Origin of the sequence: Flavobacterium longum, from assembly GCF_965137575.1 — a bacterium.
GTDB classification, from domain to species: Bacteria; Bacteroidota; Bacteroidia; order Flavobacteriales; family Flavobacteriaceae; genus Flavobacterium; species Flavobacterium longum.
Genome location: NZ_CBCRZJ010000005.1, coordinates 181,206 through 204,762, shown reverse-complemented (window position 1 = coordinate 204,762; position 23,557 = coordinate 181,206). Strand labels below are relative to the sequence as shown.

General features: G+C 49.5%; 24 protein-coding genes. 13 read left to right on the top strand and 11 right to left on the bottom strand.

Going from position 1 to position 23,557, the window contains the following annotated elements; genetic code table 11:
- Positions 1–8: 8 nt before the first annotated feature.
- From ACM9J1_RS10550 to ACM9J1_RS10510, 9 genes are all read left to right on the top strand, one after another.
- Positions 9–1,469, top strand: a complete 1,461-nt coding sequence (locus ACM9J1_RS10550) for a RagB/SusD family nutrient uptake outer membrane protein (protein WP_415582004.1) — start codon at positions 9–11, stop codon at positions 1,467–1,469.
- A 57-nt stretch (positions 1,470–1,526) separates the two neighbouring features.
- Positions 1,527–2,471 (top strand): LamG-like jellyroll fold domain-containing protein, encoded by a 945-nt coding sequence (locus ACM9J1_RS10545; RefSeq protein ID WP_415582003.1) that lies wholly within the window; start codon positions 1,527–1,529, stop codon positions 2,469–2,471.
- 150 nt (positions 2,472–2,621) lie between these two features.
- Positions 2,622–3,944, top strand: coding sequence for a glucoamylase family protein (locus ACM9J1_RS10540; RefSeq protein WP_415582115.1), 1,323 nt, complete (start codon positions 2,622–2,624; stop codon positions 3,942–3,944).
- Positions 3,944–4,645 (top strand): carboxylesterase family protein, encoded by a 702-nt coding sequence (locus tag ACM9J1_RS10535; protein ID WP_415582002.1) that lies wholly within the window; start codon positions 3,944–3,946, stop codon positions 4,643–4,645. The genes ACM9J1_RS10540 and ACM9J1_RS10535 overlap by 1 nt, the downstream gene beginning before the upstream one ends.
- 4 nt (positions 4,646–4,649) lie before the next feature.
- Complete coding sequence (bglX, locus tag ACM9J1_RS10530) at positions 4,650–6,884, top strand: beta-glucosidase BglX (RefSeq protein WP_415582001.1); 2,235 nt, start codon at positions 4,650–4,652, stop codon at positions 6,882–6,884.
- 87 nt (positions 6,885–6,971) lie between these two features.
- Positions 6,972–9,068, top strand: a complete 2,097-nt coding sequence (locus tag ACM9J1_RS10525) for a glycoside hydrolase family 97 protein (protein WP_415582000.1) — start codon at positions 6,972–6,974, stop codon at positions 9,066–9,068.
- A gap of 68 nt (positions 9,069–9,136) precedes the next feature.
- The gene (locus ACM9J1_RS10520) at positions 9,137–10,894 is read left to right on the top strand and encodes a discoidin domain-containing protein (RefSeq protein WP_415581999.1); all 1,758 of its coding nucleotides are present in this window, start codon (positions 9,137–9,139) and stop codon (positions 10,892–10,894) included.
- A gap of 133 nt (positions 10,895–11,027) precedes the next feature.
- Complete coding sequence (locus ACM9J1_RS10515; RefSeq protein ID WP_415581998.1) at positions 11,028–12,464, top strand: MFS transporter; 1,437 nt, start codon at positions 11,028–11,030, stop codon at positions 12,462–12,464.
- A 66-nt stretch (positions 12,465–12,530) separates the two neighbouring features.
- Entirely contained in the window at positions 12,531–13,898 is a 1,368-nt protein-coding gene (locus ACM9J1_RS10510; protein ID WP_415581997.1) for a M28 family peptidase, read from the top strand.
- A gap of 32 nt (positions 13,899–13,930) precedes the next feature.
- Here ACM9J1_RS10510 and ACM9J1_RS10505 read toward each other — a convergent pair whose 3' ends face one another.
- From ACM9J1_RS10505 to ACM9J1_RS10485, 5 genes are all read right to left on the bottom strand, one after another.
- The gene (locus tag ACM9J1_RS10505) at positions 13,931–14,263 is read right to left on the bottom strand and encodes a hypothetical protein (RefSeq protein WP_415581996.1); all 333 of its coding nucleotides are present in this window, start codon (positions 14,261–14,263) and stop codon (positions 13,931–13,933) included.
- A 91-nt stretch (positions 14,264–14,354) separates the two neighbouring features.
- The gene (locus ACM9J1_RS10500; RefSeq protein ID WP_415581995.1) at positions 14,355–15,188 is read right to left on the bottom strand and encodes a hypothetical protein; all 834 of its coding nucleotides are present in this window, start codon (positions 15,186–15,188) and stop codon (positions 14,355–14,357) included.
- 27 nt (positions 15,189–15,215) lie between these two features.
- Positions 15,216–16,034: a 3-deoxy-8-phosphooctulonate synthase gene (kdsA, locus tag ACM9J1_RS10495; protein ID WP_415581994.1), complete on the bottom strand. Its 819-nt coding sequence runs from the start codon at positions 16,032–16,034 to the stop codon at positions 15,216–15,218.
- 79 nt (positions 16,035–16,113) lie between these two features.
- Positions 16,114–16,569, bottom strand: coding sequence for a 2-dehydro-3-deoxyphosphooctonate aldolase (locus tag ACM9J1_RS10490; protein ID WP_415581993.1), 456 nt, complete (start codon positions 16,567–16,569; stop codon positions 16,114–16,116).
- A complete protein-coding gene (locus tag ACM9J1_RS10485; protein ID WP_415581992.1) occupies positions 16,566–17,084 on the bottom strand; it encodes a DUF4199 domain-containing protein in 519 nt (172 codons plus the stop codon). Before ACM9J1_RS10485 ends, ACM9J1_RS10490 begins: the two co-directional genes overlap by 4 nt.
- 91 nt (positions 17,085–17,175) lie before the next feature.
- Between ACM9J1_RS10485 and ACM9J1_RS10480 the strand changes: the two genes are divergently transcribed.
- The 3 genes from ACM9J1_RS10480 (at position 17,176) to ACM9J1_RS10470 (ending at position 18,899) form a co-directional block, all read left to right on the top strand.
- Positions 17,176–17,733, top strand: coding sequence for a YeeE/YedE family protein (locus ACM9J1_RS10480; protein ID WP_415581991.1), 558 nt, complete (start codon positions 17,176–17,178; stop codon positions 17,731–17,733).
- A gap of 140 nt (positions 17,734–17,873) precedes the next feature.
- Positions 17,874–18,314, top strand: a complete 441-nt coding sequence (locus ACM9J1_RS10475; RefSeq protein ID WP_415581990.1) for a DUF6691 family protein — start codon at positions 17,874–17,876, stop codon at positions 18,312–18,314.
- A gap of 132 nt (positions 18,315–18,446) precedes the next feature.
- Positions 18,447–18,899: a hypothetical protein gene (locus ACM9J1_RS10470; RefSeq protein WP_415581989.1), complete on the top strand. Its 453-nt coding sequence runs from the start codon at positions 18,447–18,449 to the stop codon at positions 18,897–18,899.
- 44 nt (positions 18,900–18,943) lie between these two features.
- Here the strand turns inward: ACM9J1_RS10470 and ACM9J1_RS10465 are convergent, their stop codons facing one another.
- Positions 18,944–19,219 (bottom strand): ATP-dependent Clp protease adaptor ClpS, encoded by a 276-nt coding sequence (locus ACM9J1_RS10465; protein WP_415581988.1) that lies wholly within the window; start codon positions 19,217–19,219, stop codon positions 18,944–18,946.
- Positions 19,220–19,238: 19 nt separating this feature from the next.
- Positions 19,239–20,075 carry a 50S ribosomal protein L11 methyltransferase gene (prmA, locus tag ACM9J1_RS10460; protein WP_415581987.1) on the bottom strand — a complete coding sequence of 279 codons (837 nt, stop codon included), beginning with the start codon at positions 20,073–20,075 and terminating at the stop codon, positions 19,239–19,241.
- 99 nt (positions 20,076–20,174) lie between these two features.
- Here prmA and ACM9J1_RS10455 point away from each other — a divergent pair, with 99 nt between their 5' ends.
- Complete coding sequence (locus ACM9J1_RS10455; protein ID WP_415581986.1) at positions 20,175–21,398, top strand: porin; 1,224 nt, start codon at positions 20,175–20,177, stop codon at positions 21,396–21,398.
- On the opposite strand, the gene ACM9J1_RS10450 is transcribed toward ACM9J1_RS10455, so the two are convergent.
- From ACM9J1_RS10450 to ACM9J1_RS10435, 4 genes are all read right to left on the bottom strand, one after another.
- Complete coding sequence (locus tag ACM9J1_RS10450; protein ID WP_415581985.1) at positions 21,395–21,841, bottom strand: hypothetical protein; 447 nt, start codon at positions 21,839–21,841, stop codon at positions 21,395–21,397. The genes ACM9J1_RS10455 and ACM9J1_RS10450 overlap by 4 nt on opposite strands.
- A 118-nt stretch (positions 21,842–21,959) precedes the next feature.
- Positions 21,960–22,712, bottom strand: coding sequence for a triose-phosphate isomerase (tpiA, locus tag ACM9J1_RS10445; RefSeq protein WP_415581984.1), 753 nt, complete (start codon positions 22,710–22,712; stop codon positions 21,960–21,962).
- Positions 22,709–23,209, bottom strand: a complete 501-nt coding sequence (locus ACM9J1_RS10440) for a TlpA family protein disulfide reductase (RefSeq protein ID WP_415581983.1) — start codon at positions 23,207–23,209, stop codon at positions 22,709–22,711. The genes tpiA and ACM9J1_RS10440 overlap by 4 nt, the downstream gene beginning before the upstream one ends.
- Positions 23,206–23,517, bottom strand: coding sequence for a hypothetical protein (locus ACM9J1_RS10435; RefSeq protein WP_415581982.1), 312 nt, complete (start codon positions 23,515–23,517; stop codon positions 23,206–23,208). The genes ACM9J1_RS10440 and ACM9J1_RS10435 overlap by 4 nt, the downstream gene beginning before the upstream one ends.
- Positions 23,518–23,557 lie beyond the last annotated feature (40 nt).

Sequence of the window (23,557 nt, the reverse complement as noted above, 5' to 3'; positions counted from 1 at the left end):
TGACTGTTATGAAATATACTTTTAAAAATATTGTTCCTGCATCGGCGCTTTTACTTTCCTTTTTCGCCTTGGTTTCCTGCGAAGAAGACCTTAAAGTGGAGCCCAATGACGTCCAGACGGAACTGGATTTCTTGAACAATCCAAACAACGCGATCCAATTGGTCAACGGTGTTTATAACAAACAGTTGGACTATCAGATGTATTCGTTTTCATGGATTGGGATTACCAGCATCACATCCGACGATGCAGACAAAGGCTCTACGCCAACAGACTACGGATCAGACAAGCACAAGTTGGATGCACTGACTTTCGATGCCAACGATGTGTCTTTCCTCGATGTCTGGAAAGCGCATTACCAAGGCATCTATCGCGCCAACAGCGCCTTGTTTTACCTCGAGCAACTTTCCCTGGACCCGACACTCCGCGACCGATTGATCGGCGAGGTCAAGTTCCTCCGCGCTTTGTATTATTTTGATTTGGTCCGGTGTTTCGGCGGCGTGCCGGTAGTAGTGACCAAAATCGACCTGAATGACGTAGCCGCCATCAATGCCGGTGCGTACACCCGTAAAACCAAAGAAGAGACTTACGCCCAGATTGAAGCTGATTTGGCTGATGCCATTACCAAGCTGCCGTTGAAAAGCGCTTATCCCGCGAACGATTTGGGTCGTGCCTCCAAAGGCGCCGCGCAAGCATTGCTGGCGAAAGCCTATTTGTACCAGCAAAAATGGCAACAAGCCTATGACATGGCCGGCGAAGTAATCACTTCCGGGCAATATGGGCTGCTCCCGGATTATGCGCAGGTATGGCGCGAAGCCGGAGAGAACGGCAGTGAATCCATCTATGAAGTGCAAGCCACTTTAACCAAAGGAATCATTGAATATACTGACGTTCAAGGGCCGCGCGGCACGCCGGATCTGGGATGGGGTTTCAACACGCCGTCACCGTCACTGGCCAACAGTTATGAGCCCGGCGACGTGCGTAAAGCGGCTACCATCATGAATGTTCCGGGCGTATTGTGGGACGGATTCATTGCCCCGACTACCTGGACTAACCCGAGATACAACTATAAAGCCTATCAAAGCAGCATCGCCGAATCTTGGAACAACAACAAAGCGGAGACGGCTAAAAACCTTCGCATCCTGAAATATTCAGATGTACTGTTGATTCGCGCGGAAGCCGGCTTCCATATCGGCAGCGGCGAAACCGTGGGGCTGATCAACCAAATCAGGTCGCGCGCCGGGTTGCCCGACGTGACTTCGGTTACCCTGGAATCCATCCTTACCGAGCGCCGGCACGAAATGGCCATGGAGCACGACCGTTGGTTTGACCTTGTCCGCACCGGTACAGCGCAGGCTGCCATGGCAGCGAACGGAAAGACCTTCATCGTTGGTACGCACGAAGTGTTTCCGATTCCGCAACAGGAAATCATTAAAAGCGGCGGGTTACTACTTCAGAACCCGGGCTATTAATCGCATTTAAAAAAATTACTAATTCAAATACTAATTTTAATTTAATTCTTGATTATTATGAAAACAAACAGAATTTTTCTTTCGGCACTTGCTTTAGGTGTTGGAATTTTTGCCTTCAATGGTTGCGGCAGCGACGACGACGGTAATGATTTGCCACCAATTGGCGGTTACAACAGTGCCGACGAAGTAGGCGCGGCCGATTTGCTTGCATACTGGCCACTGAATGGCAACGGAAAAGAGTCGATTTCGAATACTTCGCCGAGCAACACCGTAAACGTGTCGTGGGTAAATGCGGTGAAAGGGCAAGGTGCAAAGATGACTGCGGGTTTCCTGGATTACCCTTCAATCGGTGCCATAAGCTCGAACACTTCGGGCAGCTACACGGTAAGTGCTTGGGCCAAAATCAGTAACACGAAACTGGTCGCCGGTGGCCCAAGTAACATTTCGCCAATCATTTCATTTACTGGCGGTTTGAACGCAAACGTCGGTAACTTGGCGTTGTTCGGGAACACGCATGGATTGACTTCAAGCGACTCTATCCAGATGAAAGCAGAATTCCACTTCAAGCGTACGCCAGATGACGGAACTGATTTCGGTGGTGATGCGGTTAACATGACCAAGATGGAGCAATGGATGATTGACGATAACGCAGCAGGCGCGACACCGGGCCACGCGGCATTTGCGAACAAGATCGGCGGCCAATGGGCGCACATTGTTTATGTATACGACGGAACAACGGCCAACAACAGGCTTTATGTTAATGGTGTAAAAATCTCTAACCCGCAATGGGAAAGCCGTAATGGCGGTGCTGCCATGCCAATGACTTTCTTCACGCCATCGCGTCCTGTCATCGGAGCGTTGTGGTCTGTGGCGGAAGGCACGAACGTGGACGCCTGGAATGCGCCGTTAACTGGCGAAGTGGACGAAATCCGCGTATGGAAAAAAGTGCTGTCACAAGCCGACATCAACGCTTTGTACCAGTTGGAATCTGCCGGCAGATAATATTTCCTAAGATGAAAGCTCCCGGTTTTCGCCGGGAGTTTTCTTCTATTTTTACCCGATTTCCCTCACCCGAATCTTTAGCCTACCACATCAATCATAAAATCGAACACCGTGAAATTTCTCTCATTATTCATTGTTTTTTCGCTGTTCATGTCTTGTTCTTCCTGCAACAAGGCCGAAGATGAAAATACAACACCCACGGAACCCACATTAACAGACCAACAACTGCTAGATCTCGTGCAGAAGGATGCCTTGAAATACTTCTGGGACTACGCAGAAACAAATTCTAAACTGGCACGCGAACGCTACCACACAGACGATCCTTCCAACGACGCCCAAATCGTGACCACCGGCGGAACGGGCTTCGGCATCATGACCATATTGGTGGGCATCGAGCGCGGGTTCGTGCCGCGTGACCAAGCGATTGCACGTTTACAGACCGGACTTGACTTCTTGGAAAATGCCGATCGTTTCCATGGTGCATGGCCACATTGGATGAACGGCGCCACGGGCAATGTAATCCCATTCGGTACCGTTGACAATGGCGGTGATTTGGTGGAAACCTCATTCTTATGCCAGGCGCTGATTTGCCTGCGCGAATACTTCAAGAACGGCACGGCAGCCGAACAGGCCTTGGCGCAACAAGCAGACAACTTGTGGAAAGGCGTGGAATGGAGTTGGTACACCAAAGGTGAAAACGCCTTGTATTGGCATTGGTCGCCCCAGTATGAATGGCAAATGAACTTCAAGCTGACCGGATACAACGAATGTCTAGTTACGTATGTGATGGCCGCGGCATCGCCAACGCATCCGGTGGGTGCAGAAGCCTACCATCAGGCCTGGGCGCGCAACGGGAGCATCGTCAACGCGGCGCAGCGCTACGGCATTCCGGTGATCTTTGATTACAATGGTGCTTCGGGCAATGTCGGCCCAATGTTTTGGGCACATTATTCGTACCTCGGACTTGATCCGCGCGGACTAACGGACCAGTATGCCAACTATTGGGATTTGGTCAAAAACCATACGGATATCATGCACAAATACTGCGAAGCCAATCCGCATCAATACAATGGCTATAGCGACAAATGCTGGGGCTTGACCGCCAGTTACACCCGCAACAACGACGGCTCGGTAGGCTATAGCGCACACCAACCCAACAATGATCGTGGCGTCATTAGCCCGACAGCGGCGTTGTCATCATTCCCGTATGCACCCGAGAAGGCGATGAAAGCCTTACGGTATTTTTACGAGGAGAAACACGACCAAGTCATTGGCGTCGCTGGGCCTTACGATGCATTTTCGCCACATTACAACTGGGTGACGCGCCGGTATCTGGCCATCGATCAGGGCACAATTGTCCCGATGATTGAAAATTACCGCACGGGCATGCTATGGAATTTGTTCATGCAAGCGCCCGAAGTGCAACAAGGCTTATTGACGTTGGGTTTCCATTCGTCCCAACACGGTATCTGATGAAACGGTTTTTTATTTTCGCAGCGATCCTCTTAGGCTACGGTAATGCCGTTGCGCAGGACTTCGTGGGTGATTTTAAAACCGAGGTGTGCCAGGATGTCGATTTGGGTTATCTGTTGCATCGTCCTTCCGACCTGAAATCGAAAAAGCCGCTCATTGTCTTCCTGCACGGTTCAGGCGAGAAAGGCACCGACATCGAAAAAGTAAAAGTGCACGGGCCGTTTAAATATTTGAAGACCGCAAGCATCGACGCGTATATCCTTGCGCCACAATGCCGGGAGAACGAATATTGGGAATCCGAATCAATTTACCTGCTGATTCAAAGGATACTGAAGGAAAACAAAAATATCGACACCAAGCGCATTTACCTGACCGGCCTTAGTCTTGGCGGTTGGGGTACGTTCAAATTAGGAATGGCGCATCCGGAGATGTTTGCGGCGCTTGTCCCCATCTGCGGCTTTACCGATCGGCTCGACCGCGATGATGCCTGCAAAATCAAGGACATCCCGACCCGAATTTACCATGGTGTCCTAGACGATGTCGTGTCGCCGGACTACGCCATGAGCATCTATAAAACACTGAAAGCTTGCGGCGGTAACGTGAGCCTGACGCTTTTTGACGACGCCAATCACGACAGTTGGAGCCGCGTTTATAATGGCTCGGAAGTATATGCTTGGATGTTGTCGCAGACCAAACCTTAAACAAATGAAACACAAACTGACCCTTTTATTGCTGTTGTCTTTTTCACTGGGCATCGCACAAAAAAATAAAACCAAGCTCAAGCCCAAGGCCGAATTCGTGTCGGATTTGATGAACCAGATGACCGTCGATGAGAAAATCTACCAATTGGTGCAATTCACCTCAGACGGTACGGTTACCGGCCCGAAAACAGGCGACAACTACATCACTTGGATCAAGCAGGGCAAAGTCGGTTCGGTGCTTAATTGTACCGGCGCGCAGGCCACGCGTGAAGTCCAGCGGATCAACTTGGAGAATTCCCGCCTGAAGATTCCCATTCTTTTTGGGCACGATGTCATTCACGGCTACAAGACGATTTTCCCGATCAACCTCGGTTTGGCGGCTTCTTTCGATATGAAAGCGATTGAACGTGCCTCGCAGATTGCTGCGGCTGAGGCCTCAGCGGGCGGTGTGCACTGGACGTTCGCCCCGATGGTCGATATTGCCCGCGATCCGCGTTGGGGCCGAATCTCTGAAGGCTCTGGAGAAGACACGTATTTGGGATCACAGATCGCCATGGCCAGTGTCCGGGGCTTCCAAGGCGACGACTTATCAAAAACCAATACCATACTAGCCTGCGCCAAGCATTTCGCGGCGTATGGTGCAGCCGAGGCAGGAAGAGACTACAATACCACAGACATGTCTGAACGCGTCCTGCGCGAGGTGTATCTGCGTCCGTTCAAGGCCGCGGTTGATGCCGGGGTGAAAACCTTTATGACTTCGTTTAATGAAATAGCCGGGATTCCTTCGACGGCAAATAAGTATCTGCTCCGTGACATTCTCAAAAGTGAATGGAAATTCGGCGGCATGGTCGTTTCAGATTATACCGGCGTCAATGAAATGATCGCCCACGGTTTTGCGAAAGACGATCAGGACGCCGCACAACTGGCGCTGAACGCAGGCCTGGACATGGACATGGTCGGCGCGACTTTTATGAAAACCCTTCGAAAATCTTATGACGAAGGCAAAGTGTCGATGGCGGTCATTGACGATGCCTGTCGCCGTGTGCTCGAATTGAAATACGACTTGGGCTTGTTTGAAGATCCGTACCGCTACTCAGACGAAAAGCGCGAAAAGGAAACGATCTACAAAAAGGAATATCTTGATGCGGCGCTCGATATCGCCAATAAAACCTTGGTATTGCTCAAGAATAAGAACAACGTGTTGCCGCTCAATGCCAGCCAGAAGATTTCGTTCGTCGGCCCGTTGGTGTCTGACGAGAACCACATCATCGGTTCATGGGCAGCACTCGGAGACCGCGGCGGTGTTGCCGTCAGCGTGAAAGAAGGTGTCGAGAAACTGCTCGGTGCGAACGCCAAAGCCACGTTTGATAAAGGCGTCGATTTCGATAAAGCCGACCCGTCTGAAATGAATCAGGCATTGGCCAACGCTGCAAAAGCCGATGTGGTTGTGGCCGTGATGGGCGAGCGCGAAAACCAGACCGGTGAAGCGGCGTCGCAAACGAATATTGATTTGTCTGTCACCCAGAAGAACTTCCTGATGGAGCTCAAGAAAACGGGTAAACCCATTGTCTTGGTCCTGATGAGCGGCCGTCCGATGACCATTTCCTGGGAAAACGAAAACCTCGATGCCATACTCGACGCCTGGTATCCGGGCACGCGTGGCGGCGACGCCATTGCACAGACCTTATTCGGGCAGAACAATCCGAGCGGAAAACTGCCCGTAACCTTTCCTAGAAGCGTTGGCCAAATCCCGATCTACTACAACCACAAAAATACAGGTCGTCCTTATCTCGGGCCAACCGATCCGGAGCAAAAATACAAATCGCGCTATACCGATTCGGCCATTGAGCCCTTATATCCGTTCGGTTACGGATTGAGTTATACCGCCTTTGCATATGACAATTTCAAGTTGTCATCTAAAACTATACGGTTCGGTGAGAAACTTAAGATTTCCATTGACGTTGCCAATACCGGGAGTTACGACGGTATCGAAGTCGTGCAATTATACCTCCGCGACTTAGTGGGTTCGGTAACGCGTCCGATGCGCGAACTGAAAGGCTTTGAAAGGGTTTCGCTCAAGAAAGGCGAGAAGAAGACCGTGGTTTTTGAGATTTCTTCGGACGATTTGAAATTTTACAACATCGATATGAAAAACGAGGCTGAAGCCGGTGATTTTGAAGTATTTGTCGGCGGAAATTCTGACGCGCAATCAAGAGGATTATTTGGGTTAGTTAAATAGTCCAGAATTTCAAGCTTTGTTTCAAACCCTTCGGGCAACTCCCGAAGGGTTTTTTAAAAAACGCTACCTTAGCGCAAAACAACATTTATGAAGGGTTTCATTACATTTTTCCTGACTTTCGTGGTCATCGGTGCCATTGCGCAAACAATCCAGTCGCCGTCTGGCGAAGTGTCGCTCAACTTTAAGTTAGACAACGGCAACCCCGTCTATTCGGTTTCGTATAAAGGCAAAGCCGTTATCAAGGACAGCAAACTTGGTGTTAAGCTCAAAGACGCCGAAGGTTTGACGTCTGGGTTCAAGATCGAATCGGCCAAAGACCGTAAAGAAAACAGTAGTTGGCAACCCGTCCTGGGCGAAGTGGCTACCATTGCGAACAATTATCATGAGTTAGCCATAATGTTGGTCCAGGAAAAGGGCGATCGTCGGTTGAACCTCATTTTCCGGGTATTCGATGAGGGCGTGGCGTTCCGTTACGATTTCCCGAAGCAACAAAACCTGAATTATTTCATTGTATCCGAAGAAGTTACCCAATTCAACCTCACGGCCGACCATAAGACATTTTGGATTCCGGGCGATTTCGATAGCCAGGAATACGTATACAATGAAACGAAATTTTCGCAGATCGACACCGACAAGCTCAATCTCAACAATGGTATCGCACTCAAATCCATCGGCGGAAAATACGCGGTACAATCGCCGCTGCAGATGAAAACCGACAACGGTTTGTATCTCAATATTTTCGAGGCAGCCACCGTGAATTATCCAGTGATGCATTTAACAGCCGACGTCAAGAATTTTGGCCTGACATCGTTGCTCGTCCCGAATGCCATCGGCGATAAAGCTTATCTGCAAACACCCTGTGTGTCACCATGGCGGACCATTATGGTATCTGACGATGCCCGCGATATCGTCGGGTCGAAAATGATCCTGAACCTCAATGAACCGTCTAAAATAGACGACACGTCCTGGATCAAGCCAATGAAATATGTCGGTATTTGGTGGGAAATGCACATCGGCAAATCAACCTGGGATTATGCCGGTTCGCAGAATGCACAGAACGCCGCTACAAAAGATTTGATCCCATCCGGAAAACACGGCGCGACTACTGCAAACACCAAGCACTACATTGATTTTGCGGCCAAGCACGGGTTTGACGGCGTACTGGTGGAAGGCTGGAACGTCGGCTGGGAAGATTGGTTCGGGAACTGGAAGGAAGAAGTCTTCGATTTCGTGACACCATACCCGGATTTCGACATCAAGGCCGTGACAGACTATGCCAAATCAAAAGGCGTGAAGATGATCATGCACCATGAAACTTCTGGGTCTGTCGCCAATTATGAACGAAGGCTGGATCGTGCGTTCGAGAACATGATCCAGTTCGGGTACCCGGCCGTAAAATCGGGTTATGTGGGCCGGATCATTCCTCGCGGGGAATTCCATGACGGGCAGACCATGGTGAATCATTTCAATTTCGTCGCCAGGCGTGCCGCCGATTATAAACTGATGGTCAATTCGCACGAATCGTCCAGGCCAACCGGTTATAGCCGCACTTATCCGAATTACATCGCCGCCGAAGCCGCCCGGGGCAACGAGTTCAACGGCTGGAGCTCGGGCAACCCACCGATGCACGAAACCATTTTGCCTTTTACACGATTGCTGGGCGGCCCGATGGATTACACACCGGGCATTTTCGAGATTAAGATGAATGTGTACGACCCGAAGAAAACCGAACAAGTACACACCACTTTGGCCAAGCAATTGGCGCTTTATGTGACGATGTATTCGCCGCTGCAGATGGCCGCCGATTTGCCGGAAAATTATGAGAAACACCTCGATGCCTTTCAATTCATCAAAGATGTCGCGGCAGATTGGCAAGATTCCAAATACCTGGAAGCAGAACCGGGAGATTACCTGACGGTCGTCCGGAAGGCGAAGAACTCAGAGAAATGGTTCTTGGGCGCCATTACCGACGAGAACGCACGAGCCACGACGCTGGCGCTTAATTTCCTTCCGAAAGGGCAGAAGTTCAAGGCCATCATCTATGAAGACGGGAAAGACGCCGATTGGCAGAAAAACCCCAAATCGTACAATATCCGCACGATTGAAGTGACCTGGAAATCAAAAATCAAACTCGCATTGGCACCGGGCGGCGGCGCGGCCATCAGCTTCGAACCGATGAAATAATTCAAGGTTTAAAGGTCAAGGTCGGTAACTTTAAACTTTGAACTTTGAACTTCAAACCTTTAACATCCATGCGTTTACCGGTTTTATTTTTAGCCTTATCGCTTGTCGGGACACTACATTCGTCCGCCCAGCAAAAAACCTATTGCAACCCGATCAACATCGATTACGGGTATTGCCCGATCCCGAATTTCGTCGAGCAGGGCAAACACCGCGCAACGGCCGATCCGGTCATTACGTTTTTCAAGGGCGAATACTATTTGTTTTCCACCAACCAATGGGGTTACTGGCATTCCAAGGACATGCTCAATTGGCGCTTCATCCCGCGTAAATTCCTGCGTCCTGAACACAAGGTTTACGACGAATTGTGTGCGCCGTCGTTGTCTTTCGTCAATGACACGCTGATTGTCGTAGGGTCAACGCACAGTAAGGAATTCCCGATTTGGATGAGCACCGAGCCGTCAAAAGGCGAATGGAAAGAACTCGTGCACAAGTCTGAAGCCGGCGCCTGGGATCCGCAGATTTTCTGGGACAAAGAAAAAGATGAATTGTGGGAATACTATGGGTCGAGTAACACGTATCCGTTGCACGTGGTCAAACTCAACCGAAAGACGTTTCAACCCCAAGGCGAAGTGTACGATGTTTTATCGCTCAACGATCATGAACACGGCTGGGAACGTTTCGGGGAAAACAATGACAATACCTTCCTGCAGCCTTTTACCGAAGGCGCGTTCATGACCAAATACAAGGGCAAATATTACGTGCAATACGGCGCACCCGGAACGGAATTCAGCGGATATGCCGACGGTGTCTATGTGGGCAGTTCACCCATAGGGCCGTTCCAATACCAATCGCACAATCCGTTTTCTTATAAACCCGGCGGTTTTGCCCGTGGTGCAGGACACGGTGCCACGTATCAGGACGCAAACGGCGACTACTGGCATACCTCGACCATCGGCATTTGTGTGAAGAACAATTTTGAGCGTCGCATCGGGATTTGGCCAGCCGGTTTCGATAATGACGGCATTTTATATTCGAATACGGCTTACGGCGATTATCCGACGTTTTTGCCGACTGAAAAAAAAGACCATTTGACGGGCAGTTTTGCCGGCTGGATGCTGCTCAACTACAACAAACCGGTACAGGTTTCATCGACGCTTGGCGGTTTCCAGCCGAATTTCGCCGTCGATGAAGACATCAAAACGTATTGGAGCGCGCAATCGGGAAAGGATGAATGGATGATTTCCGATTTGGGCGAGAAGAGTACAATTCATGCGGTACAAATCAATTTTGCCGACCAAGATGTGGAGCTGATGGGCAAGCCCGAAAAAACTTCAGGGCATCAATATAGATTATCCGCATCCGACGACAACCGGTCATGGAAAGTCATCGTTGACAGAAGCAAGAGCGACAAAGATGTGCCCCACGAATACATCGAGTTGGAAAAGGCTGCATCCGGACGCTATATCAAACTCGAACTTTTGGGCATGCCCACAGGAAAGGCCGCGATTTCGGGATTCCGCGTATTTGGTAAAGGCAATGGAAAATCACCCGGGGCGGTTGAGCGTTTCGTGCCGCTTCGTACCGAGCGCCAAAAAGAAGGCGAGCGCCGAAATGTCTGGTTCAAGTGGCAGCAAAATCCGCAGGCCGATGGGTACGTGATTTATTTCGGGAAATCGCCCGAGAAAATGTACGGCAGTATTATGGTTTACGGTAAAACTGAGTATTATTTCAACGGATTGGACGCTTCCGATACCTACTATTTTGCCATCGAGGCGTTCAACAACAATGGCATCGGACCGCGTTCGGCGGTTAAAAAATCAGAATAATCTTTCAGCGCAAACGTTGTAATCCAAATAAAATCGCATTTAAGAAATCGATTTCGTTGATAAGTTCCAATCGGCGAAAACGGTTTCGTAACTGAATAACTGTATTTTTAGCGCATTAACTAAATCAACCACTATGAGTTCCGAAAATCTGCAAACCCGCTGGGGCGCGTTCATTCCGCTGGTCACCGTATTCTTCTTCTGGGGATTTGTCGCTGCCAGTAACGACATCCTGATTCCTGTTTTCAAAAAAGAATTTGACCTCTCGCAAGGGCAAAGCCAGTTGGTTTCCGTGGCGTTTTACGTCGCTTACACCGTCGGTTCCTTGATCTACATGGCGATTTCGTATTTTATGAAAAGCGACATCATCAACCGCATCGGTTATAAGAACAGTCTGGCGTTGGGCTTGTCGATTTCCGCGTTGGGCACATTGCTGTTTTATCCGGCGGCCAACAACGGCTCGTTTCCGCTGATGCTTTCCGGATTGTTCATCGTAGGGCTCGGATTTTCATTGCAACAAACCGTCGCCAACCCGCTGGCCATCGCGCTAGGCCCAATTACTACCGGGTCGCAACGATTGATTACGGCGGGCGGCATCAACAATCTCGGAACGACCATCGGCCCATTGATCGTGACTTTTGCGATTTTCGGATCGGCGACTTCTTCCAATACCGACGCCAGCATCGAAAGCGTAAAGATTCCTTATCTCGTGTTGGGCGTTGCCTTTCTGGCGGTGGCGGCTTTGCTGAAAATGTCATCGATTCCTGACCGCGTGGTGAGCGATGATGTCCAAACCGAAGAAGTCAGCCGTGAAACCAAACATGCGCTCAGTTTCCCGCAACTCGTGTTGGGGATGATTGCGATTTTCGTATACGTGGGCGTGGAAGTCTCTACGGCGAGTAACATGCCGGCCTATCTCGAGAGCGATCTCGGTTTCACCACCAAAGACATCGCGCCGTACATTTCATTGTATTGGGGCAGTTTGATGATTGGTCGCTGGACGGGCGCTGTTGGGGCATTCACCGAAAACAAAGGGGCACAAATGGTTGGGCGTTTCATTGCGCCGTATCTGGCCTTTGGCGTGTTTTTGCTCGTCAACTGGATTGCCGGCCACGACTTGGCGCCGTTCTATGTTTACGCGGCCATTATCCTTGTAATGGTTTTCGCTGACATCCTGAGCAAGGGCAACCCAGCCAGAATGTTATTGTTGTTTTCTGCACTGGGCATTGTCGCGCTTGCCATCGGGATGGCGACAGATGGTATGGTCAGCGTGTACGCCTTTACGAGCGTCGGGTTGTTCTGCAGCACTTTGTGGCCGTGTATCTTCACGCTGGCCATCGCCGGCTTGGGCAAAGCCACGAACCAAGGCAGTAATTTCCTGATCATGATGATTATGGGCGGCGGTATCGTAAGTTGGCTGCAAGGCTATGTGGCCGATTTGTCCACCATCCATTTCAGTTATATCGTCGGCATCGCTTGTTTCGCTTACCTCGCTTTTTATGCGTGGCGCGTGGCGGGGATCCTCCGCAGTCAGGGGATTTCGTTCGACAAAACAACCGGCGGCGGACACTAAAACAAAAACAAAGGCAAAGGCGCTCTTCGGGGCGCTTTTTTTATGCCGAATATTTATCTTTACCAGATGAAAAAACTTCTATTTTTCCTTTTGGTTCCCATGCTCGCCCTGGCGCAGTCCGGTGATGAGAAAATGTTGCGTCAAATCCACGACCAAGCCTTGACGCAATCCAAGGGCTACGGCTGGCTCGACCATCTGTGTAACCAGATCGGCCCGCGGTTGTCGGGTTCTGAAGGTGCCGAAAAAGCGGTGCAATACACCAAATCCGAAATGGACAAACTCGGTTTCGACAAAGTGTTTTTGCAGGAAGTCATGGTTCCGAAATGGGTTCGCGGCAAGAAAGAATCTGCATTTATCCTCAACGGGAAAAGCAAAATTTCCGTTCCCATCTGCGCACTCGGCGGCTCGGTGGGCACGCCAAAAGACGGTTTGACGGCGCAGGTCATCGAAGTGAAAAACCTAAGCGATTTGCCTGCCTTGGCCGACCAGATCAAAGGCAAAATCGTGTTCTTCAACCATCCGATGATCCCGGAAAACATCAACGCCTTCCATTCGTATGGCGAAGCGGGGCGCGTCCGTTGGATGGGGCCGAGGGAAGCCGCAAAGTACGGTGCCGTCGGGACGATTTGCCGTTCGCTCAATCTTCGGTTGGACGATTTCCCGCATACGGGTTCGATGGGCTACGGCGACTTGCCTGTGTCGCAACACATCCCTGCGGCCGCCATCAGTACCAACGGCGCGGAATTGCTCAGCAAAATGTTGAGGGAAAACCCAAATCTGAAGTTTCGTTTTTCACAAGATTGCCAAAGCATGGGCGAGGTCTTGTCTTACAACGTCATCGGAGAAGTCAAAGGCAGCGAACATCCAGACCGCATCATGGTTGTGGGTGGGCATCTTGATTCCTGGGACTTGGCCGACGGCGCACACGACGATGGGGCAGGCGTGGTGCAAAGCATGGAAGTATTCCGCATTTTTAAATCGATGGGTTATAGGCCGAAAAACACCTTGCGCGTGGTGCTCTTCATGAACGAGGAAAATGGCGGACGCGGCGGCAAACAATACAACGATGATGCACAAGCAAAAGGCGAGAACCACATCTTTGCGCTGGAGAGTGACTGCGGCGGTTTCAGCCCGCGTGGGTTTTCATTCCAAGCGAGTGACGCCAATTTCGAGAAAATGTCGGCATATCGGGATTTGCTCTCGCCCTACCTGATACACGTTTTTGACCGTGGACACTCTGGTTCAGACATCGAGCCCTTGCAATCCGCCAATATCGTAAAGGCTGGGCTCATGCCCGATACGCAGCGGTATTTCGATTATCACCACGCAGCCACCGATACCTTCGATGCCATCAACAAACGCGAGCTCGAACTGGGCGCGGCAGCCATGGCGTCGCTGGTATATTTGATTGATCAACACAGCATCGCACCATAAAAAAAACCGGGAATTTCCCGGTTTCATTTTTTTTATTTTTTGACAGTCGTGGTCTTTTTTGTGGTCGTCTTGGTTTTGGTCGCCGACTTATTTTCTTTATAACGCATGTCTGGCGTTCCATCCTTCTTCAGCATTTTCGACTCTTTGTAACGACGATCCGGCGTGCCGTCTTTCTTGAGTACGACGCCGCTCTTGGTCGTGGTTTTCTTGTCGGCGGTGACCGTCGTGGTTTTCTTCTGTACGTTGGTTTTCCCTTTTTCTTGCTTTACCGTAGTGGTTGTATTTGAGGACTTTTTAGTTTCCTGCGCCTGTGCGGTCAGCGAAAAAGCCAACACGGCCATCAGGCAGCGCATTACATTTTTCATGGTCTTGATTTTTAGTTACCTAGCTAAGGTAGCAAAGAATCCGATTCGAAAACGCATCAATTGCATAAAAATATGCGCGGAAAAATTCTGTTTACACCCTAAAAATACCACCTACGACCAAGTTCCACTGCACGAAATTAAAATGCTGGCTCGCATGGTCGTCTTCGCTGAACGTCGTCCTGATGTCCGGCATGTTGATGTAGCCGCCTTTGATTTCAGTCTGGATGAAATAATGCTTGAAGAAAGTAACATTCAGTCCGGTCTTGATGTCGGCACCGTAACCGGCCACGTGGAATTGGTCGTGGCGTTCCAATCCCATAAGTGTCGTATTGGTCTTCGGATAGAGCAACCCGACGCCGGCGCCTAATACCGTGTTAAGCTGGATTTTGTCGATATCCCAGCCGAGGAAATGCGTAACGTCGTCCATTCGGGTGAGTTCGGTGTTGATGTAATTCAACCCATCGGTATGCTCGAATTTCAGGAACTCCTCGGTCAAGACCATTGGGTGATTTTGGTATTGGCCATTGTACGGGCTGTGTCCTGAAATACTTCCGGTCATTTCCGCAACCTGATTTTGGGTCATCACGTATTTCATGTGATCAACACCAATGGAAATGTTGTATTTGTCTGTAAAATAGTAACCGATACGCAAATTGGTCTGCGGAATGGTCATGCGTAGCGGATCAATGTAATCCACATGCATGCCTTTGGGTTTGTCGTGCGCCCGGACATTGTTTAGGGTAAAGTCATAACCGTTGCCCCAAAACCGGATGTCCGATTTAGAGTAGGCTTCACGATTGCCGCCCCAGTTGATAAAGAATTTTCCTTTGTTGTGCGCCGCATATTTTTCGGGCGTCTTTTCCTGTGCGATGCCATGCTGCATAAGGGCGCAGGAAATGGCAAGCGTCGTCAATAACGTTTTCAAGTGTAGGGATTCGAAAAAAAGTTAGAATTAGAATTGGTTTATGGTTTTCCGGATGGCGACCAGTTTGGTCATCAAGCCTTCAAAATAATTGAGGTGCAACATATTGGCGCCGTCGCTCTTGGCATTGGCCGGGTCGAAATGGGTTTCTATGAAGATACCATCAACGCCTACCGCAATGCCGGCTTTTGCGATGGTTTCAATCATGTCTGGCCTGCCGCCGGTCACGCCTGCGGTCTGATTCGGTTGCTGAAGCGAGTGCGTTACATCCAATACAGTAGTTGCAAATTGTTGCATGGTAGGAATGCCGCGGTAATCTACGATCATGTCCTGGTAACCGAACATGGTGCCACGGTCGGTAGCCATGACATTCGGGTTGTTGCAATCGAGCACTTTTTGTACGGCGTGTTTCATGCTTTCCGGGCTCATGAACTGGCCTTTCTTGAGGTTGACGGTTTTACCTGTATTTGCGGCCGCCACGACCAGATCGGTTTGGCGCACCAAAAACGCGGGAATCTGCAACACGTCCACATATTCGGCTGCCATGGCCGCGTCTTCATTGGTATGGATGTCGGTCACGGTAGGCACGTGGAAAGTTTCGGAAACCTTGCGCAAGATTTTCAACGCTTTTTCGTCACCAATCCCGCTGAAACTGTCAATCCGGGAACGGTTGGCTTTTCGGTACGAACCTTTAAAAACGTATGGAATCTGGAGTTTGTCGGTAATCCCGACGAGTTTCTCGGCAATGCGCAAAGCCATGTCTTCGCCTTCAATGGCGCACGGCCCGGCCAAGAGAAAAAAGTTGCCGCTTTGCGTATGTTTAATTTGGGGTATGTTGTTGATATCCATCGCTTTTGTTTTGCGCGACAAAGATAAACAATAATTGTCTTACAAAATTGACGGCAATTCTTATCGGGGCATTAAATTTTTAGTTGATTTTCTTGGCCGAAAACCCAACCGGAACCATGAGTTTTCCTTTCTCATAAATGTTCAGATAAAGCGTAATAGGACGTTTCAAGCCCACCCAAGTAATTTGATACACGTCCAGGAAACCGGCGCCGATAGGATCGCGCTTGGTCGGGAAGGGGCAACAACTTTCCATTTTCTTGTAAAACACTTTCTCGCCGTTCGGGCCAGCCAGCGCATCAAGGAAACGCTTGGCATTCAGGTCTTCGCCCTTTGTGTCCTTGTAAAATACATTTACCGGATAATCTTTGTTGTAGCCGTATTTTTTGTCCTGGCTGTATTCGGTCAAAACAAAGGTATTTTGCTTGGTGAGTTGTGGCGTGGGTGCGTTGTCGTCGACATTTTTTAGCGTCGATTTTGTGCTCACGCAGGACAAAATGGTAAAGGCCAATAAAGCGGCTGCAAAACGTGTTTTCATTTTTTCTTTGTTTTTGACGGCGGCGTTTCGGGTTGGGGCTGTGTCGTTTTGAGCACTAACGCCAAAATCGCCGAAAGTAATACACCGATGGAAATTCCGTTGGAAATGGATTGCAGGACAAGACTTCTGAAACTGAAAAACATCCGCGCGTTTTCTTCGGACATCTTCCGGACGTCCACAAAATAACGGATGGCGTTCTTGATGTAATCCGGGCTTACGACATGATTGCTGATGTATTGCGCCAGCGGGCTCATCAACGCCACAAATACCGACACGATGACGCCAGACAAGAACAGTTGCCGCCAGTTCGCGATGCCGCCGAAAAAGTTGTTGCGCTTGTCTTTCAACGCGAAGAAGTAGATTACGATGGCCGGAACGCCGAACAGCCACGAGAAAATCATCTGGCTGCCGATGCGCGCATCGTGGAAACCCAGCGATTTCTCCAAAACCGTCCAGAGCAAGGACGCCAAAGTGAAGATGACCGCCCAGGTAAATTCGATGGTAAATTTCTTCATATGCCCGAATTTGCTGCCAAATGTAAGGTTTATTTCGTGTCGATAGTTTCCGGCCGCGGTGTTTTCTTTACTTTTGCGTAAAACAGGAACTATGGAAATCTTATCGCAAACCTGGCCATGGTATGTTGCTGGGCCGCTCATCGGGCTGGTCATGCTGGCGCTTATTTATTTCGGGAAAGTCTTTGGCATGTCCACCAATTTACGGTCGTTGTGTTCGATGGCCGGTGCCGGAAAATATGTGCCGTTTTTCCAATTTGACTGGCGCGGCCAAATGTGGAATTTCGCGGTCGTCATCGGGGCAATGCTCGGCGGATTCGTAGCCGTCCACTTTATGTCCGATCCATCGAATGTGGCCATCAACGCACAAACCGTCCAGGATTTACAGCAGCTCGGGTTCGCTGCTCCGGAAGGAAAATTACTGCCCGAAAGCTTGTTCGGAAACGAAGCGTTCAATTCGCCCAAAGCCATTTTCATCTTGACCATCGGCGGTGTGCTCATTGGTTTCGGTAGCCGTTACGCCGGCGGATGTACATCGGGCCACGCCATTTCCGGATTGAGCAATCTCCAGGTGCCGTCATTGAAGGCTGTTGTCGGTTTTTTCATTGGCGGATTGATCATGTCCTGGTGGATTTTGCCGATGATTTTTTAAGGAAAGTGGCTAGTTGCTAGTGATAGTGGCTAGAAGAAATGTAAAAACGAGTTAGAATTATCGTTCAGTAATTCAAATATTGTCGGCAGTGTCTTTACTTGCAGCTTCTAGCCACTAGCCACTAAAAACTAACAACTAACATGAAAGCACTCAAATACCTTCTCGTCGGATTCCTCTTCGGCATCATCCTGACCAAATGCGAAGCCGTGTCGTGGTACCGCATTTACGAAATGTTTCATTTCCAGTCGTTTCATATGTACGGCATCATCGGTTCTGCGGTGGCCGTCGGGATGGCCGGTGTACAGCTCATCAAACGAAAAAACCTCAAAGACATCAAAGGCAACCACATTGTCATCGCCGATAAAGAACCGGGCTCATACCGCTATTGGATTGGCGGACTGTTTTTTGGCTTGGGCTGGGCGTTGGTCGGTGCGTGTCCGGGCCCGATATTTATCCTGATCGGCGCGGGTTTCCTGCCCGTGGTTTTCGTATTGGCCGGAGCGCTCATCGGAACGTTCATCTACGGCATGGTCAAGGATTTCCTGCCGCATGGCTACTATCGCAAACACCTGAACAAGTGAAATACTGTTGATAATTTATTCTTAAAAATACGCTAAGCCTGATTTTTTGCGTTATCCATTGTCTATTTTTGAACTTTAACTAACCCGAAGCGCAGCCACATCACCGGCGTGCAACGGAAAAAACTAACTCACATGAAGAAGATTAAATTTTTGGTTGCCGCCTTTATTGCCGTCGCATTGTCGGCATCGTGCAGCAGCGACGACAGCGAAGACCTTTTGGGCGGCGACTTGACCGCGCGTTGGAACCAGACCAAGACCGTCATCAAGATTTCCGAAGAATCATTCACGCAAGATTATGATTCCAATGAGCCTGGTTGCGACAAAGACTACATTGAATTCACCGATGGCGGCCAACTGAACGACGTGATATTTTTTAGGAATGCGTCTGATGTTTGTACGGAAGACGCTTCTACACCGCAAACTTATACGCGCACAGACAATACACTGGTCATCAGTGGCGGCGAGTTCGGCGGAACTTATGAAATTATCCGCCTGACGAATTCAGAGTTGCGTATCCAGCAGTCTTCCAGTAGCGCGGGCATCACAACCACGACTACGGTTTACTTCTCCAAAGCAGCGATGTAAAAAGAGAATATTAAAAGAAAAAGCCCTCAAATTGAGGGCTTTTTTTATACGATTTCAGCGCTAAGTCCGGCTTCGAGGAGTTGCGTACATTGCGGTACCAACTCTTTGAGCGGGCCGGTCTTCACCGTGCACTTTCCGGTGTAATGGATGATGATGGAACATTGTTCGGCCTGCTCGGATGTATGGTTGCACACCCTGATGAGCGTTTCAATGACGTGGTCAAACGTGTTTACGTCGTCGTTGTAGATGATGATTTCATTCTGGAGCGCGATTTCCTCGGCGAGCAGGACTTCTTCCTGTATTTTCTCTTTCGTTGACATAGACTTGGTTTAAACGCAGTTACGAATTTACGTATTTTAGAGACACCCAATTGTTGCGGGCGTGTTTTTTAACAAAGCGTAAACCTTTGCCCACGCACGACGCGTCGATGGCCGGAATGTCTTCTTCGTAAAAACCGCTAAGGAACAAAATACCATTCGGATTCAGGCAGTCGACGTACTGTTGCATGTCGTTCAACAAGATATTCCGGTTGATGTTTGCGATGATGACATCGTATGATTTCCCCGCCAACATTGCGGCGTCGCCTTCGTATACGGTGATGTATTGGCACCCGTTGCGCTCGGCATTTTCGATGGAATTCAGATAGCACCAATTGTCGATATCGATGGCATCGATGGGTTTGGCGCCTTTCATTTCGGCCAGTATGGCAAGAATCGCGGTGCCACAGCCCATGTCCAGGGTTTTTTTGCCGGCTACATCGGTCTCCAGCAAATGCTGGATCATCATGTGCGTGGTTTCGTGATGCCCGGTGCCGAAGCTCATTTTTGGCTCAATGACGATATCGTATTCGGCGGCGGTTTTCGGATGGAACGGCGCGCGTACATGGCAGCGGCCGTCCACGTCGATCGGTTCGAAGTTCTTTTCCCATTCTTCGTTCCAGTTCACCTGTTCGATTTCCTCGATGTTGTAGCTGATGGCAAATTCCGGCGATTGCAGGATGAACAAATCGTCGAGCAGATCCTCGGTCCAGAATTCTTTCTTGATGTAGGCCACAATCCCAAAGTCACTGTCGATGAAACTTTCGAAGGGTTTTTCGCCGAGTTCGGCTACCAGGATTTCCGCGCCAAGTTCTTTAGGTTCAATCGTAAAATGGTAACCGAGATACGTATTTTGCATAACCAAAAATTTCCGCAAAGGTAATATTATCTTAATATTGGCCTTTGGAATTAACATTAGTTTTGCCGCAACCTAACACACAACTAATGTTTTCTTAACATGAGCCGAATTTCCTTATTCCTGCTGTTGTTTTTCCTAACGATTTCCAACGCGCAGGTGACCATTCACCAAACCCATTCAGACAACGACCTCAAGCTTTCTGCTTTACCCTATTACAGCTACGGCAAAGGTTTGGGTTTGACCTCGCCCGACAGTTTGTTCCAGCTCAACATCCGCTTCCGGATGCAGAACCGTGTCACCTACATCGATACCGAAGACGAAAAACCCGCCTATGACGGCCAAATCAGGCGTTTGAGGCTTCGGTTCGACGGTTATGTGGGAAATCCTAAATTCCTGTACGCCATACAATTGTCGTTCGCGCCGGGCGATGTGGGCGAAGTCAGGGAAGGCGAAAACATCAACATCATCCGTGACGCCGTGGTTTTTTACCGGCCGAACAAGCGTTGGAATTTCAGTTTCGGCCAAACCAAATTGCCGGGCAACCGCCAGCGCGTGAATTCATCAGGCGGTTTGCAATTGACCGACCGCACCATCAACAACGCGAAATTCACCATTGACCGTGATTTCGGTTTTCAGGCGCACCAGATGAATGAGTTCACCGATAAGTTCTCCTATAACTTTAAGGGCGCAGTTTCTACGGGCGAAGGCCGCAACGTGACAGGCAAGGCCGATGATGGCGTGGCCGTGACCGGAAAAGTGGAAGTGTTGCCCTTCGGTGCTTTTGCCAAGGACGGAACGTATTTCGAAGGCGATGTCGTCCGGGAAAAGAAGCCCAAATTGATGATTTCCGGCGCGTTCCAGCAAAACAATCAGGCCCGGCGCACCGGCGGCCAGTTGGGAGACGACTTGTTCGAACCCCGAACGATGAAAACCCTGATGTTGGACGGCATGTTCAAATACGATGGCTGGGCGGCGATGTGTGCGTTCATGTCGCGGACGACGTCAAAAGATCCGGTGACCGTAAACCCGGACGACCCGACGCAAACCAAATATGTATTCACCGGAAGTGGTTTCGATTACCAGTTGAGTTACAATTTCAAGACGAATTATGAAGTGATTGCGCGTTATTCCTTACAGAAAGCGCATCCCGAAGTGCATGATTTTGCGCCGCACACCAAGCAATACAGTTTGGGTGTCACCAAATACATTTGGGAACACACTTTTAAATTGCAGTCAGAATTGACGTTCGATACGCTCGATTACGCCGACGGCAGTTCGCGCAACAATTGGTATTTGCGCTTCCAGGTTGAGATCGGGATTTAATTCTCGGCCTTGTCTTCGTTGGCCTCAGGCTTCAACTTAAAGATGAAAATCTTGTTGTAGCGCTTTTCATCGGCTTCGTACAAATACGTGAAAGAATGTTCTTCAGGATTGTAGGTCAGTTTTGACTTGAGCGTTTTGGAACGCAGCTGCCACGTAGGCTCGTTTTTGGTGTTGACCGAATAGGCTGTGATGGAACCGTGGTAAAGCCTTGCGATGCCGTCGTCCACCAAACTGATGGAGATATACCCGTTGCTGCGCGAGCCGATTTCCCGGATGTCAATCACCGAGTTCTCCAACTCATTCTCTTTCATGATGTAAGATTTGCTGGCTTCGCTCCACACGTAATATTGACGCGTGTCAGACGTGTAGCGGGTCTGCGAATCGGTCTGTGCAGACAGCGCAGCGGTAAAGAGCAATACGGTAGATAAAATCAACTGCTTCATCACATTTTTGATTTAATTGGGCAGTGACAAATATAATGTGCTATTTCGATAAAAAGCAAAAAAAACCGACAAAATACACTTTTTGTCAAATTTTCTTCTGGTTTTTCTTACATGTAAGCTATGCCGACGCCACAATCGCGGCAAAATCGGTCGCTTTCAACGCCGCGCCGCCAATCAGTCCGCCATCCACATCGGGCTTCGAGAAAATCTCACGCGCATTGTCCGGCTTTACGCTGCCACCATATAAAATCCTGACATTTTCGGCGATGTCGCTGCCATATTTCTGGCGTACGGTTTCGCGGATGAACGCATGCATCTCCTGTGCTTGGTCCGGCGTGGCGGTTTCGCCGGTGCCGATTGCCCAAACGGGTTCATAGGCTAGGATGATCTGTTCCCAATCTTTCTCTTCCAGATGGAATAAGCCATCGCGCAATTGGTTTTCGACGATGTTGAAATGGTTGCCGGACTGTCTGTCTTTCAATTCCTCGCCAAAGCAGAAAATCACTTCCATGTCGTGCTGTAACGCCGCGTCGGTCTTGAAGGCAATCGTGGCGTCGGTTTCATGGAAATAGGAGCGGCGTTCGGAATGCCCAAGAATCACGATGTTGACACCCACACTTTTGAGCATGCCCGCCGAAATCTCGCCGGTATACGCGCCGCTTTCGGCCTGGTGCATGTTCTGCGCCGCGACTTCAATCGGGGTGAATTCCAAATGATCGGCCGCGGAAGCAAGGTTCACGAACGTCGGTGCCACAATCACCCGAACGTCTGTATCGCCCGGAATCCGATCGATCAATTCATTGAGCAAATCTTCGGTTTCCTCAGCATTCTTGTGCATTTTCCAGTTTCCGGCGACGATCTTGGTTCTCATTTCTTGGCGGTTTGTTGTTTGAGTATGGTGTTGATTTTTTCGAAGTCTTTCTCGATGGCGCGATACACGATGACTTTTCCGGCCGCATCTACAATGATGTAGCGTGGAATCCAATCCACGTCTGCTGCTTTCCCGAAAGCGCCTTTCATACCGTCTGGCGTCCAATAATGTTCGCCGGTAAGCGCGTGTTTTTCGATGCCTTTCTTCCAAGCATCGGCGGTTTTGTCCATCGAAATGAAGACATAATCTACGTCGGGGTTTTTAGATTGCGTGTCTTTCAAAAGCGGCATCGCTTTCACACAATCGCTGCACCACGAAGCCCAAACCTCAATCAGGACTGTTTTGCCCTGATGCCGTTTGATGATGCTTCCCAGGTCAACGTCGTTTCCTTCCAATGAAACCAATTTCTGCGACAATGCTTCTTTGGAAAATTGCTTGTCCTGCGCCTGACATGAGGCGAATAGGATTACCGAAAAGATAAGGGCTATGTTTTTCATTTTTTTTGCGGATGTGTTGTTTTCTGTTGGGCACTGTTTTTCTCTACGTCTTTTAAAAATACCGGACGGCTGCTTTTGCGCCTTTTCTTCTTTTTCGGAAAGAACCGTTTTTTCAAAATGGCCAGCAGAATGATTCCTGATACGGCAATCAGCGCACATCCTGTGAGAATGTAGAACGTTTGCCCCAACGGCATTTTCTCTCTTTTGGCCAGATCTTCGAGCAGGAAAATACCGATGGCCAATCCAACCACCGCGGCAATCGCAATCTTGTTGAAATGTTTCTTCGAGTCTATTTTTAAATCGGACATGTTGGTACGTTTAGCAATTTATTTGGGTTTGCAATGTAAC